Here is a 13,266-nt window from a genome sequence, read left to right on the forward strand (position 1 = left end):
TCCAGAAAAAAGTTGTTGCAATAATACAACAAAAGAAACTGGAAATATTTCTTTATACAATATAGTTAATTATTTAACGAGAAGAACAGAGGGGTATAGAGAAATGTTAAAAAATTGGCATATTTATTGCAATAGATAATAACAAAATTTAGAAAAGAGGGGTTGCCAAGTGGATAAAACAGTTATAGACATTATGGTGGAAAAGGCTAGAGAAGCACAAAGAGTATATGAAACATTTAATCAAGAAAAAGTAGACAGCATTGTCAAGGCAATAGGAAAGGTAATTTATGATAATGCTGAAATCTTAGCCAAAGAAGCCGTAGAAGAGACAAGAATGGGAGTATACGAAGATAAAGTAGCAAAAAATAGAGGAAAATCCAAGACTATTTGGAATAGTTTAAAGGACAAAAAATCCATAGGTATAATAGATGAAGATGTTGAAAATGGATTAATCTCCATAGCTAAACCTATAGGAGTAGTATGTGCTGTTACTCCTACTACAAATCCAATTGTTACACCTATGTGTAATGCAATGTTTGCCTTAAAAGGCGGCAATGCCATAATTGTTGCGCCACATCCTAGATCTAAAAAATCAAGTACTCATGCAGTAGAATTGATGAATGAAGAAATTAAAAAACTAGGAGGACCTGATAATCTTATACAAATAATCGAAGAGCCATCAATAGAATTAACAAATGAACTAATGCAGAAATCAGATGTTGTACTTGCCACAGGTGGAATGGCTATGGTTAAATCAGCATATTCCAGTGGAAAACCGTCTTTTGGAGTAGGAGCTGGTAATGTTCAAGTAGTTTTAGATAGAGATATAGATTATATAGAAGCTACTGAGAAAGTAATAGCAGGAAGAAAATTTGATAATGGAATTATTTGTTCAGGAGAACAATCCATCATAGTACCAGAAGATAAATATGAGGATGTTGTGAAAGCTATGGAAGCAAATGGAGCTTTCTATGTTGGAGATGAAGAAACTGTAAGTAAGTTTAGAGAAGTTTTATTTAAAAATGGAATGATAAATGGCGATGTAGTAGGACAGTCAGTACAATTTATTGCAGATTTAGCAGGTGTTGAAGTACCAAAGGAGACTAAGGTAATATTATTAGAACCAACAGGAGTTGGAAAAGAAGATTTACTTTGTAAGGAAAAGATGTGTCCAGTAATGATAATAATTCCTTACAATACATTTGAAGAAGCAGTAGAGATAGCTCAAACAAATCTTGAATTAGAAGGTAAAGGACATACAACTGCGATTCATTCCAATAATCAAGAACATATAAAATATGCTGGATTAAATCTTACAGTTTCAAGACTAGTTGTAAATGCACCATCATCTACTACAGCAGGTGGTTCATTATTTAATAGCTTATCACCAACCACTACTTTAGGTTGCGGAACTTGGGGAAATAACAGTATATCAGAAAATCTAAACTATAAACATTTAATAAATGTATCAAGAGTAGCCTTCGTGAAAACAGGAGTTACTGCACCTACAGACGAAGAAATTTGGGCTTAGATATAATAAGGGGGTAATTAAATGAGACAATTAGTTGTAAAACCTGAAATATATAAATTTAATAGCTGTGATGAATTTGTAGAGACGTTTCCAATTACTGAGAAGGATTTGGTGCTTACAAATGAATATATTTATCAGCCTTATTTTGGAGACTTTAAATTACCATGCCATGTTGTATATCAAGAAAAGTATGGATTAGGAGAACCTTCAGATGAGATGATAGACAAAATATTTGCTGATATAAAAGACGTTGACTTTAATAGAGTAATTGCAATTGGTGGAGGTTCTGTAATAGATATTGCAAAATTATTTGTAATTAAGAATGCTTCAAATACATTGGAGCTATTTGAAAAATCTATTCCAATGATAAAGGATAAAGAGTTAATAATTATTCCTACTACATGTGGTACAGGTAGTGAAGCTACTAATATTTCCATAGCTGAATTAAAATCTAAAGGAACAAAGATGGGATTAGCAATAGATGAATTATATGCAGATTATGCAATCATGATACCTGAAATGCTAAAAACATTACCATATAAATTTTTTGTGACTAGTTCCATAGATGCTTTAATCCATGCAATAGAATCTTTAGTTTCACCAAAATCCAATTGTTATACTGAACTATTTAGTATAAAAGCTATTGAAATTATCTTAAAAGGATATTTAGAAATTATTGAAAAAGGTGAAGACTATAGAATTGAAATAATAGAGGATTTCTTAATTGCAAGTAATTATGCTGGAATAGCTTTTGCAAATACAGGGGTAGGGGCAGTTCACGCTTTATCTTATCCAGTGGGAGGTACTTATCATGTGCCACATGGAGAGGTAAACTACCAATTCTTTGTGGAAGTATTTAAGACATATAATAGATTGAATCCAGATGGAAAGATTAAAGATGTAAATAAGATGTTAGCAGATATAATAGGAACTACAGCTGAAAAGGTATATGATGAACTTGAGAAAATATTAAATAATTTACTTCCTAAAAAATCACTTAGAGAATATGGCATGAAGGAAGAAGAAATAGAAGAATTTACAATATCTGTACTTGAAAAACAACAAAGATTATTAGCAAATAATTATACAGAATTATCAAGAGATGAAATAAAAGGTGTTTTTGCTAGATTGTTTTAGGAGTGATTATATGGATTGGAAATTAGAATATAACAATAGATTAGTATCTAAAGAAGAAGCAGTAAAACATATAGAGTCTGGTGATAGAGTAGTAATAGGTCATGCTGTAGGTGAACCAACTTTAATAATAGAAGCCATGGTGGCAAATAAATCTCAATATGAAAATGTAGAAATAGTTCACATGGTTCCAATGGGAAAAGGTGAATATTTGGAAGAGGGTATGGAGAAGCATTTCCGTCACAATGCCATATTTGTAGGTGGATCTACTAGAGAGGCGGTAAACTCAGGGAGGGCAGACTATACACCATGTTTTTTCTCAGAAGTTCCAAGGCTTTTTAGAGATGGCAGTCTTCCAGTAGATGTTGCACTTATAAGTGTTAGTAAACCAGATGAAAATGGATATTGCAGCTTAGGTACATCTGTAGACTATACAAAAGAAGCTGCTAAATCTGCAAAAATAACCATAGCTCAGATAAATGAAGAGATGCCAAGGACAATGGGAGATTCTAATATTCATGTGTCAGAATTAGATTATATAGTGGAAGGCAATATGCCTATTCCAGTTTTAAATCCTCCTAAGATTTCTGAGGTAGAAAGAGCTATAGGAGAACATTGTGCTTCATTAGTTGAAGATGGCTCTACACTTCAATTAGGTATAGGGGCAATACCAGATGCAGTATTATTATTCTTAAAGGATAAAAAGGATTTAGGTATCCATTCTGAAATGATTTCTGATGGTGTTGTAGAACTATACGAAGCAGGAGTAATTACAAATAAGATGAAAACTTTACATCCAGGGAAAATGGTAGTTACATTTTTAATGGGTACAAAGAGACTATATGATTTTGTAAACAATAATCCAGAACTGGAAATGTATCCAGTAGACTATGTAAATGACCCATGTGTTATAATGCAAAATTATAAAATGGTATCCATTAATTCTTGTATCCAAGTGGATTTAATGGGGCAAGTGGTTTCAGACACAGTAGGCAAGAAGCAATTCAGTGGAGTAGGAGGACAGGTAGACTTTGTTCGTGGTGCTTCCATGGCAAAGGATGGAAAGTCAATTATAGCAATGCCTTCTACAGCAGCAAAAGGAAAGATTTCAAGAATAGTACCTATAATAGATGAAGGTGCAGCAGTTACTACTTCAAGAAATGATGTACATTATGTAGTTACTGAATACGGAGTAGCAAATCTTAAAGGAAAAACCTTAAAAGCGAGAGGAAGAGCTTTAATAAATATAGCCCATCCAGATTTCAGAGACCAGTTAATCAAAGAATGGGAAATTAGATTTTCCGGTAAGTTCTAATATAAAGGGGGCATTATAGCCTCCTTATGTTAGAGTTGTTATATATTATTATAAATATATTTAAAAGGAGATGTGTCAAATGGCATTAATGACCAGGGAGGAATATATAGAAAGTTTAAGAAAAATGAATCTAAAGGTGTATTTATTTGGGGAACTTGTTGAAAATCCTGTAGATCATCCAATAATCAGACCTTCTATGAATTCAGTAGCAATGACCTATGAATTAGCACAGCAAGAAGAATATAAGGATTTAATGACTACAAAATCTCATTTAACTGGTGAAGTAATCAATAGATTCTGCCATATTCACCAAAGTACTGAAGATTTAATTAAAAAAATAAAAATGCAAAGACTATTAGGTCAGAAAACTGCATCTTGTTTCCAAAGGTGTGTAGGAATGGATGCTTTCAACGCAATATATTCTACTACATTTGAAATGGATAAAGAATATGGTACAAATTATCATGAGAGATTTGTAAATTACTTAAAATTCATTCAAGAAAATGACTATACAGTAGATGGAGCCATGACAGACCCTAAAGGAGATAGAGGACTTTCACCATCTCAACAGGAAGACCCAGATTTATATCTTCGCATTACAGAAGTAAGGGAAGACGGAATCGTAGTAAGAGGGGCAAAGGCTCACCAAACAGGAGCTGTAAACTCTCACGAACATTTAATCATGCCGACCATTGCATTAAAAGAAGAAGATAAGGACTATGCAGTATCTTTTGCAGTTCCATCAGATGCTGAAGGAGTAATTATGATTTATGGTCGTCAATCATGTGATACAAGAAAGTTAGAAGAAGGTGCAGATATTGACCTTGGAAATGCTCAATTTGGTGGACATGAAGCATTGGTAATATTCAATGATGTATTTGTTCCAAATGATAGAGTATTTATGTGTCAAGAGGCGAAATATGCTGGTATGTTAGTAGAAAGATTTGCAGGATACCATAGACAATCTTATGCTTGTAAAACAGGTGTAGGTGATGTTCTAATAGGTGCAGCGGCTTTAGCAGCAGATTATAATGGTGCAAATAAGGCTAGTCATATAAAGGATAAGTTAATCGAAATGACACATTTAAATGAAACTCTATGGGCATGTGCTGTTGCCTGTTCAGCAGAGGGAAGTAAAACAGCATCAGGAAACTATTTAATAGATTTATTACTAGCAAATGTATGTAAACAAAATGTAACTCGTTTCCCATATGAAATCTCAAGATTAGCAGAAGATATAGCTGGGGGACTGATGGTTACAATGCCTTCAGAAAAAGATTTTAAAGATCCAGAAATAGGAAAATATGTTGAAAAATATTTAGTTGGCAAAACTGGAACTTCAACAGAAAATCGTATGAGAGTGTTAAGATTAATTGAAAATATTACATTAGGTACAGCAGCAGTTGGATATAGAACTGAATCAATGCACGGTGCTGGTTCTCCACAGGCTCAGAGAATAATGATTGCTCGTCAAGGAAACCTTGAATCTAAGAAAGAAATGGCAAGAAAAATTGCACAATTAGATTTAAGTAAAGATAACTAATAAGTTAATAAAATAATCTAGTGGAGGGTTGGTTTTGAACGATATGTTATTGAAGGAAATAGAAGATGTGGTGGAAAACTTTGTAAGACCACAGCTTAAATTACATGGGGGAGACATAAGGGTTAATTCTGTTATTGACAAAACGGTGAGAATAACATTGACTGGTAATTGCCATGGATGTCCCTCTGCTCAGATTACTACTGAGGAGATTGTAGAGAGCATATTGAAGGAAAAACTAGGGGATTCAATAGACAAAGTTATTTTGGTCAATCAAGTTGATGATGAATTATTAGCCTTTGCTAAAAAACTTTTAAATGGTGGTGAATAGGTGAAGGTAGGTATAAAATATTGTGGTGGATGTAATTCCAGATTTGAACGGACTACTATTGCAGAAAAAATAAAAGCAGATTATAAAAACCTTGAATTTAGTTATGCTAAAGAGGATGAAGAATATGACTTTATTATTGTAATTAATGGATGTCATATAGCATGTGCGGGATTACATGACTTAAATTCTAAAAAAGGCTTTATAATTATTAGAGATAATGATTATAAGAATATAAAAATAAGGATAGATGAAATACTATAATATCATACTTCAAAGAAACCCTAGTTAGAATATAATTTTGACTGGGGTTTTTAGTTATAAATAAGAATATATATTTGGGATAAAAATAAATATAAGAATTGGTATGTAGATAATGTATAATGTAACTAGAATGGAAATATTACTATGAAGGGGTAAAGTGGTTAGCAGAAAAAGGAGTAGTAAATATTGGAGTAGATGCACCTGCAATAGACCAAGCTCCTGATGATATTGATTTTTCAGCTTATTTAGTCTGTGGAGAGTATAATATAACCAATACAGAGAATTTGCGTAATTTAGACAGACTAATAAATAAAAGATTTTTATATATTGGATTACCTTTAAAAACAAGAGATAGTACAGGCTCACCAATTAGAGCAGTTGCTTTATTAGAGGAATAAAAAACAATCCAAGGAATATTCCTTGGATTGTTTTTTATTGGCATTTTACTCATCATCACTATTTTCATTTTCTTTTTCAGATATTATAATTTCTTGAGGTTTATTAATACTATCTGCCTTCTCGGAAATATCAGCTAACTTATCTGTTATTTTAGAAATTAGATTTGATGATTTTTGTTTCATATCTGCAAGTTTATCTTCTTTAGCCTTGACTGATAATCCACGACCTTTATCTATTTTTATTTCTGATTTAAGTACACGAGACTCCCCATCAATTTTCATCTTTACAGCATTGATTGCTTTAGCTTGACGTAAATCAATGGACAAAGCTGAAACAGCTGTAAGGCGTTGATTTTCGACTTCTTCCTCTGTCTTTGGTTTATTATTATCATATTGTTCCTTTACTTTTTCTGCCTGTTTTTTCATTTCCTTTGTCATCATTTCAGCAATTTGATTATCTATATTTTTTAGCTGGTCATCATAGGCTTCCAACTGAGATTTTATAGAATCCATTGTGTCACCTTTTTCAAGAGCTCTACTAATCAAAGATTTTCTTTGTTCTGTAATATTCATCTTTTGTTTCATAAGATTTTCTAAGAAATTTTTGCCTTTCCCTGTGGAGAAATTGTAACACTATCCTTCGACAAATTCTTCACAAGTTGCAAAGTATCATCATTGTTATTTTGTCTTGCAATACTTTGATTAACTCTATATACGTTTAGAAAACTATTCTGTCCAACGCTATTGAAACTCACATTCATCTCTACCACCCTCCCTCATTTTAAATATCTTCCTTTATTATAATCTATCGGCTAAAGTTGATAAAATATTAACTTTCATAAAAATAAATTATGATTTATAAATAGATTTTATTAGATGAATTTATAGAAAGATGTATAAAATAACTGAGATAAATATAATTATAGGAATGGCAAGTTTAATTTCAAATTTTCTAATTCTAGGATTCATATAATTATGTCTAATATAGTTCTATTAACTGATAAAGTGTTTAAAACTTTGGATTATGTACTTCATAGAAAAAGGCTAACTGCATTTGGGTTTAAATTTAAGGAAGTCCATAAAGAATTAAATTTAGATGATGCTGAAGATGGAAGGCTAGAAGATTGACACATTGATGAAAGTTTGAGAAGTGATTTACTTTATGTAATTTTAAGGTATGAATGGAATGTTAACTAAACTAATAACTAAACTTAGATTATAATATTAATCTATCTGTCACAAAATGGTAATATTATTTGTTATAATTGTGTAAAGGTTATTTCAATTATTATAATAGGGGGGTAGTTTATGAAGAGGAAAATTAGTTTTATTATGGTAATTGTAATGATGTTATCATTTGCAAGTGGAGTTTTTGCAGATAGTATTTCCAATCAAGAAGTAGTAATGATAACTCTTGAAAATGGTCAGAATGTAACTGAAAGAGAATTTATTGAAATCTTAGAAGCATACGAGGGAGAAGTTTATAAAGTTTCTTCTGAAACAAACTTTTTAGATGATTATACAAAAGAGTTTGTAGGCAATATTGGAACTAGATCTATGGCAATGCCTATGGATGATGTTATGAAGATAATGGCAGGTACTTGGTATATTCCAGGAATCGGAAAAGTAGTAGTAACAGTAGGTGCTATTTATGTAGGTGGTGTTGTTCTTACTAAAGTTAGTTCTTCGATTGCTAGTAAAGTTAAAGACTGGTTAAAAAATAGAGCTATAAATAAACAAATTGATAAGACCATTTCAGAGTTAGGAGGAGTGAATTCAAATAAAGCTAATCATATTTTGCAATCTAAACATAATTGGAGTTCATTAGTACCTGGAGGACCTAAAGATCCTAATAGATGGAATAAAATAAAAAAGATTATTGAGAAGGTTATGAAAGAAGGTTCTGAATCTGCATATGGTAGCGCATATAAAAAGACATTAAGATATAAAGGTGAAGTTGTAGAAGTAACTTATCAAAAGTTAAAAGATGGAGTTATAAAAATATCAAATGCTTGGGTGAAGTAATATGGAAAATATAAAATCTTATTTTAGTTTTGAAAATGAATCTAAATTAGAAGGCGAAGAAATTTACACTTTATTGACTGAAGTTTCTATATTAGAAGCTGAAGGAATTTTATCTGAACAAAATATTGATGTTTCTAATATTTATTTTAAATTATTATCACAAGTTCAATATCTAGAAAATGATTTTGAAAGAAATCAAGATGAAATAGCATATATTTATCATTTAATTGGTTATTATGTTGGATTGTTTTTACATCCATTTAATGGAGATGAAGTTGCTATAAATTATATAAATAGAGCTATTTTGATTGAAAAAAATGAAGAAAGAGTAAACAAATATAAAGAAACCATAAAGATGATAAAAGAAGAACTATAGATATATTTTTAGAACCTGAGCTTATCAGGTTCTTTTTATATTTTCCAACAAGACTAGAGAATGGTTTGGTCTGCTATAATTTTTAGGCGAAGGAGAAATATAACTTTCTATATATCTTTGTTACCTTCGCCTAATTTTTTTATAAAGCAGATGAAATTTAATAAAACAAGGTGGAAATTTTTTTAAGTGGTTTTCTTAAAAAAATACTACCTTTGAGAAAGATTTTAATAAATTGAATAAAGGAAAGACTACCACTTATTCAAGCGGAATTAAAGTTGAATTATTATAGAACAAAGATAAATATTCTGATTATTTTGTTAAACTAATTTGGGAGGATGTCCTTTGTTATCAGGTAACTCAAGAAACCTATAGACCCGACCTATGGACTTTTTATATAAGTGAATCCTCGAAATATTTACAAAACTTTCAAAAAGATAATATACTTGCTTCTAAGAAAATTTATCATTTTCTTATATCAGGAACAAATTTTATATTTGACATATATCCACTGAATATCCAAAGGTTACCTTACAATAAAAAATAGTCCAAGGAATATTCCTTGGACTGTTTTTTATTCCTCTAATAAAGCAACTGCCCTAATTGGTGAGCCTGTACCATCTCTTATTTTTAAAGGCAATCCAATATATAGAAATCTCTTATTTATTAGTTTGTCTAAATTACACAAATTCTCTGTATTAGTTATATTATACTCTCCACAGACTAAATGAGCTGAAAAATCAATATCATCAGGAGTTTGGTCTATTGCAGGTGCATCTACTCCAATATTTACTACTCCTTTTTCTGCTAACCATTTTGCCCCTTCATAGCTTAGTCCTGCATATTCTTTTTGAAATAAATCTGTTCCAAAGGCTCTGTCATGGTGTCCAGTATGAATTAGTACAATATCTCCTTCTTTTATTTCTTGTCCAGAACGTCTTAAAGCTTCCTCCAAATCCTTTGGTTCAAAATAATTAGGATATCTTATATGGGATAAGTCTATACATATGGCTGAACCCCAAAAATATTCTAAAGGCATTTTATCAATAGTAGGTCCATTAGGGTTATACTCCCATACTCCATCACTGTGAGTGCCACCATGTTCACTAATAAGTAAATTCCTAGCAGAAAACCCTAATTTTTTACTTCCTGTTTTCTGCATATTCTCCTCATGGGTCATATTTGTCATTATAAAGGTTTGTTGGTGCATTGGAAAAATATCCATACCTTGATAAATTTCTTGAGATAGGTCAATTAATTTCAATGTCATAAAATCTCCTCCCAATAATATTTTGCTACATCATATATAGATATGTGTATTATTTAATTTTTATTATAACTAATTGTTAATTTAAATCATATATAAAAGATATACAAAAAATTATAAAAAACTAACAAAAAAATTGGTATTAAATTCAATTCTTTAGTATATTTTTATAGTAAACTAACAAGGCTTATTTTTTATTAATGTGTTATTATTAATACAAAATTAATTTAGAAGGGGGAAAAATTATGTATGATGTAATAATAAAAAATGCAAGAATTCCTCAAAACGATGACACTGTACTTACTAATATCTTAGTAAAAGATGAAAAAATTGCTGGATTTCTAGATAATATTGATGGTATAGAGGCAAAGGAAATAATAGATGCAGAAGGTAACTTAACCTTACCTGGATGTATAGATTCCCATACCCATTTTATGTATCAAGGATTTCCTCATAGAGAAAACTTCCTAACAGGTACAGCAGCTGCTGCTCGTGGTGGAGTAACTACAATTATTGATATGCCTTGTTGTTCTGTACCATCTGCAAGAAGTGTGGAACAATTAGAGTTGAAATTGGATTTAGTTAAACCTCAGGCTTTAGTGGATTTTGCCATGTGGGGAGGAGTAACAGGAGAAGATGTAAGAGAAGGGTGGCTAGACCATGTACAAGAACAGGCAGACTATGGAGTAGTAGCATTTAAAGCATATATGACACCTTCAGTACCTACTTTCCCTAGAGTTACAGACCCAGAAATGTACGAAGCTTTTAAAGCAGTAGCAAAAACAGGACTTCCAATAGGAATTCATGCAGAGAATTATTCTATGTGTGACTACTATGTAAATAAATTCCGTGAAGAAGGAAGAATGGATGGACCTGCTTGGGCAGAAGCCAGAATGGAATTGGCAGAAAAAGTTGCCATAGAGTTAGGTATAAGTTTTGCTGAAGATTCAGGAGCAAGACTTCATATAGTCCATATGAGTACAGGAATAGGTGCTAAATTAGTAGGGGATGCGAAGAAAAGAGGATTAAACGTAACATCAGAATCCTGTCCTCACTATTTAACATTAAATTATCAAGACGCTATGACAAAGCATGGTGCTTGTGCAAAAATAGCTCCACCTCTTAGAACTAAAAAAGATAATGAAGAGCAATGGGAAGGAATAAATAATGGAAGTATTGATTTCATAGCCACAGACCATGCTCCTTATGAAATAGAAAGTGAAAAAGCAAAAGAAGGAATGAATATCTGGACTGCATTTCCTGGAATACCTGGAGTAGAGACTATGGTTCCTATTATTGTAAGTGAAGGTTACAATAAAGGAAGAATATCTTTAAGTAAATTAGTTGATATATTAAGTAAGAATGCTGCAATCCATTATGGAATATATCCAAAGAAAGGTGCAATGAACATAGGCTCAGATGCAGACTTTACTATAATAGATTTAGAAAAGAAATGGACCATAGATCCTAAGACTCAAGCATCTATGTGTGGATATACTCCATTGGAAGGTATGGAATTAACAGGAAAAGTAGCTCAAACCATAGTTCGTGGACATTTAGTATTTAAAGATGTAGAAGAAAGTGCATTAAGAGACTTAACAGATGATGAACTAGTTGAAATAGTTCACAACTATCCAAAGGGAATAGAGGAGAAATATAGTAAAATATTTGAAAACTATCCTCATGCCCATAGTGCAGAGTATGAAAAGAGTTATAGAAAAGACCATCCTGAAGTAATAGATAAACACATAAGAGGTATTGATGGAATCATGATTAAACCGGGATTTGGACAATTTGTAAAGAGACAAAGTATTCAAATTTTACCGAGACAAATAAAGTTTTAAGAATATAGGAGGAATATAGATGGCTAGACATGCGATTTTAATAATAGATATGTTAAATGATTTTGCTGATCCAAAGGGAGCTTTATTCTGTGAGGGAACAGCAATAATAACTCCAAAGCTGCAAGAGATTTTTAAATGGGTAAGAGAAAGAAATGCTGAAGGTAAAGATGATGTACAATTAGTTCATATTCAAGAAGCCCATAGAAAAAATGATGCAGATTTTAAAGTAAGACCAGTTCATGCAGTAGATGGAACTTGGGGGTCAGACTTTGTTCCTGAATTGAAGCCTGAGGGAGACGAATATATAGTAAAGAAAAGAAGACATAGTGGATTTGCTTATACGGACCTAGACCTTTTTTTAAGAGAAGAAAATATAGATACTGTCGTTGTAACAGGTACTTGGACTAATGTATGTGTAAGATCAACTGCTACAGACGCTTTAGCTAGGGCATATAAGGTTATTTCACTTACAGATGCCATTCATTCTAAGACTCAAGAAATGCACGAAAATGGATTAAAAGATTTAAGTATATTTACAAAACTGATGACTTTTGATGAATATAAAGAAGCTTGGGAAAAAGGCCTAGACCCATGGACAGGTGGAGGAGATCCAGAAAATAAAGTAGAATAATAATAGGCGGTCTTTGACCGCCTAATTAGTACATAGAAAGTGAGGAAAAAAGATGAAAATAGTAGTTGGAGTATCTGGAGGTAGTGGATCTATTTATGCTATTTCTCTTCTAAAGGCATTAAAAGAATTAAATATCGAAACTCATCTTGTAGTTTCCACCATGGGGGAGTATGTAACGGAACATGAATGTGGAGTAAGCTTAGAAGAATTAAAATCCTTAGCAACATATTATCATGATAATAAAAACTTTGCAGCACCTATAGCCAGTGGCTCTTTTAAGGTAGATAAAATGATAGTATTGCCTTGCTCCATGAAGACATTATCCTCTGTTGCCTATGGCTTTTCTGATTCTTTAATAGCCCGTGCCTGTGATGTAACTATAAAAGAAGGAAGAAAGCTAATTTTAGTACCTAGAGAAACTCCATTAAGCTCCATACACCTAGAGAATATGTTAAAGCTTTCTAAAATGAATGTAACCATATTTCCACTAAGTCCAGGATTTTACAATCATCCAGAAACTATAGAAGATATAGTATTTAATATGACAGGAAGAATATTAGATGCTTTAGAAATAGACAATGACCTAGTTAATAGATGGACAGGACAATAAGTATAA

Annotated in this window: 15 protein-coding genes; 12 read left to right on the forward strand and 3 right to left on the reverse strand. The window is 31.7% G+C overall.

Features of this window, described 5'->3' with window-relative positions; genetic code table 11:
• The first annotated feature begins 169 nt into the window (after positions 1-169).
• From KQI41_RS03245 to KQI41_RS03270, 6 genes are all read left to right on the forward strand, one after another.
• The gene (locus KQI41_RS03245; RefSeq protein WP_326828292.1) at positions 170-1,531 is read left to right on the forward strand and encodes an aldehyde dehydrogenase family protein; all 1,362 of its coding nucleotides are present in this window, start codon (positions 170-172) and stop codon (positions 1,529-1,531) included.
• 21 nt (positions 1,532-1,552) lie between these two features.
• Positions 1,553-2,668, forward strand: a complete 1,116-nt coding sequence (locus tag KQI41_RS03250; RefSeq protein WP_154438961.1) for a 4-hydroxybutyrate dehydrogenase — start codon at positions 1,553-1,555, stop codon at positions 2,666-2,668.
• 10 nt (positions 2,669-2,678) lie between these two features.
• The gene (locus tag KQI41_RS03255) at positions 2,679-3,980 is read left to right on the forward strand and encodes an acetyl-CoA hydrolase/transferase family protein (protein ID WP_154438962.1); all 1,302 of its coding nucleotides are present in this window, start codon (positions 2,679-2,681) and stop codon (positions 3,978-3,980) included.
• A gap of 79 nt (positions 3,981-4,059) precedes the next feature.
• Complete coding sequence (locus KQI41_RS03260; protein WP_154438963.1) at positions 4,060-5,523, forward strand: 4-hydroxyphenylacetate 3-hydroxylase family protein; 1,464 nt, start codon at positions 4,060-4,062, stop codon at positions 5,521-5,523.
• A 43-nt stretch (positions 5,524-5,566) separates the two neighbouring features.
• Positions 5,567-5,851, forward strand: coding sequence for a NifU family protein (locus KQI41_RS03265; RefSeq protein ID WP_229768476.1), 285 nt, complete (start codon positions 5,567-5,569; stop codon positions 5,849-5,851).
• Positions 5,852-6,112 (forward strand): hypothetical protein, encoded by a 261-nt coding sequence (locus KQI41_RS03270; protein WP_154438965.1) that lies wholly within the window; start codon positions 5,852-5,854, stop codon positions 6,110-6,112. It abuts the gene before it with no gap.
• A 443-nt stretch (positions 6,113-6,555) separates the two neighbouring features.
• On the opposite strand, the gene KQI41_RS03275 is transcribed toward KQI41_RS03270, so the two are convergent.
• Entirely contained in the window at positions 6,556-7,095 is a 540-nt protein-coding gene (locus KQI41_RS03275) for a hypothetical protein (protein WP_154438966.1), read from the reverse strand.
• Between the two features lie 8 nt (positions 7,096-7,103).
• Positions 7,104-7,271, reverse strand: a complete 168-nt coding sequence (locus KQI41_RS03280) for a hypothetical protein (protein WP_154438967.1) — start codon at positions 7,269-7,271, stop codon at positions 7,104-7,106.
• Positions 7,272-7,485: 214 nt separating this feature from the next.
• Between KQI41_RS03280 and KQI41_RS03285 the strand changes: the two genes are divergently transcribed.
• The 3 genes from KQI41_RS03285 (at position 7,486) to KQI41_RS03295 (ending at position 8,911) form a co-directional block, all read left to right on the forward strand.
• Positions 7,486-7,638 carry a hypothetical protein gene (locus KQI41_RS03285; protein WP_154438968.1) on the forward strand — a complete coding sequence of 51 codons (153 nt, stop codon included), beginning with the start codon at positions 7,486-7,488 and terminating at the stop codon, positions 7,636-7,638.
• 180 nt (positions 7,639-7,818) lie between these two features.
• Positions 7,819-8,535 carry a polymorphic toxin type 35 domain-containing protein gene (locus KQI41_RS03290; protein WP_216584863.1) on the forward strand — a complete coding sequence of 239 codons (717 nt, stop codon included), beginning with the start codon at positions 7,819-7,821 and terminating at the stop codon, positions 8,533-8,535.
• Between the two features lies 1 nt (position 8,536).
• The gene (locus tag KQI41_RS03295; RefSeq protein WP_216584864.1) at positions 8,537-8,911 is read left to right on the forward strand and encodes a hypothetical protein; all 375 of its coding nucleotides are present in this window, start codon (positions 8,537-8,539) and stop codon (positions 8,909-8,911) included.
• A 571-nt stretch (positions 8,912-9,482) separates the two neighbouring features.
• On the opposite strand, the gene KQI41_RS03300 is transcribed toward KQI41_RS03295, so the two are convergent.
• The gene (locus KQI41_RS03300; protein ID WP_154439528.1) at positions 9,483-10,178 is read right to left on the reverse strand and encodes a cyclase family protein; all 696 of its coding nucleotides are present in this window, start codon (positions 10,176-10,178) and stop codon (positions 9,483-9,485) included.
• A 242-nt stretch (positions 10,179-10,420) separates the two neighbouring features.
• Between KQI41_RS03300 and KQI41_RS03305 the strand changes: the two genes are divergently transcribed.
• Genes KQI41_RS03305 through KQI41_RS03315 form a run of 3 tightly spaced genes read left to right on the forward strand, consistent with a single transcriptional unit; the run spans position 10,421 to position 13,260 of the window.
• The gene (locus KQI41_RS03305) at positions 10,421-12,019 is read left to right on the forward strand and encodes a dihydroorotase (RefSeq protein WP_244971082.1); all 1,599 of its coding nucleotides are present in this window, start codon (positions 10,421-10,423) and stop codon (positions 12,017-12,019) included.
• A gap of 19 nt (positions 12,020-12,038) precedes the next feature.
• A complete protein-coding gene (locus KQI41_RS03310) occupies positions 12,039-12,650 on the forward strand; it encodes a cysteine hydrolase family protein (RefSeq protein ID WP_216584865.1) in 612 nt (203 codons plus the stop codon).
• 52 nt (positions 12,651-12,702) lie between these two features.
• Positions 12,703-13,260 (forward strand): UbiX family flavin prenyltransferase, encoded by a 558-nt coding sequence (locus KQI41_RS03315; protein WP_154439525.1) that lies wholly within the window; start codon positions 12,703-12,705, stop codon positions 13,258-13,260.
• Positions 13,261-13,266 lie beyond the last annotated feature (6 nt).

Origin of the sequence: Tissierella pigra, from assembly GCF_018917845.1 — a bacterium.
Taxonomy (GTDB): Bacteria; Bacillota; Clostridia; order Tissierellales; family Tissierellaceae; genus Tissierella; species Tissierella pigra.

Bases quoted from the DNA above. Each gene is read 5' to 3' on its own strand.
- KQI41_RS03290 (WP_216584863.1), top strand. From the start codon at position 7,819: ATGAAGAGGAAAATTAGTTTTATTATGGTAATTGTAATGATGTTATCA.
- KQI41_RS03285 (WP_154438968.1), top strand. From the start codon at position 7,486: ATGTCTAATATAGTTCTATTAACTGATAAAGTGTTTAAAACTTTGGAT.
- KQI41_RS03250 (WP_154438961.1), top strand. From the start codon at position 1,553: ATGAGACAATTAGTTGTAAAACCTGAAATATATAAATTTAATAGCTGT.
- KQI41_RS03300 (WP_154439528.1), bottom strand. From the start codon at position 10,178: ATGACATTGAAATTAATTGACCTATCTCAAGAAATTTATCAAGGTATG.
- KQI41_RS03275 (WP_154438966.1), bottom strand. From the start codon at position 7,095: ATGAAACAAAAGATGAATATTACAGAACAAAGAAAATCTTTGATTAGT.
- KQI41_RS03305 (WP_244971082.1), top strand. From the start codon at position 10,421: ATGTATGATGTAATAATAAAAAATGCAAGAATTCCTCAAAACGATGAC.
- KQI41_RS03255 (WP_154438962.1), top strand. From the start codon at position 2,679: ATGGATTGGAAATTAGAATATAACAATAGATTAGTATCTAAAGAAGAA.
- KQI41_RS03310 (WP_216584865.1), top strand. From the start codon at position 12,039: ATGGCTAGACATGCGATTTTAATAATAGATATGTTAAATGATTTTGCT.
- KQI41_RS03295 (WP_216584864.1), top strand. From the start codon at position 8,537: ATGGAAAATATAAAATCTTATTTTAGTTTTGAAAATGAATCTAAATTA.
- KQI41_RS03280 (WP_154438967.1), bottom strand. From the start codon at position 7,271: ATGAATGTGAGTTTCAATAGCGTTGGACAGAATAGTTTTCTAAACGTA.
- KQI41_RS03260 (WP_154438963.1), top strand. From the start codon at position 4,060: ATGGCATTAATGACCAGGGAGGAATATATAGAAAGTTTAAGAAAAATG.
- KQI41_RS03265 (WP_229768476.1), top strand. From the start codon at position 5,567: ATGTTATTGAAGGAAATAGAAGATGTGGTGGAAAACTTTGTAAGACCA.
- KQI41_RS03315 (WP_154439525.1), top strand. From the start codon at position 12,703: ATGAAAATAGTAGTTGGAGTATCTGGAGGTAGTGGATCTATTTATGCT.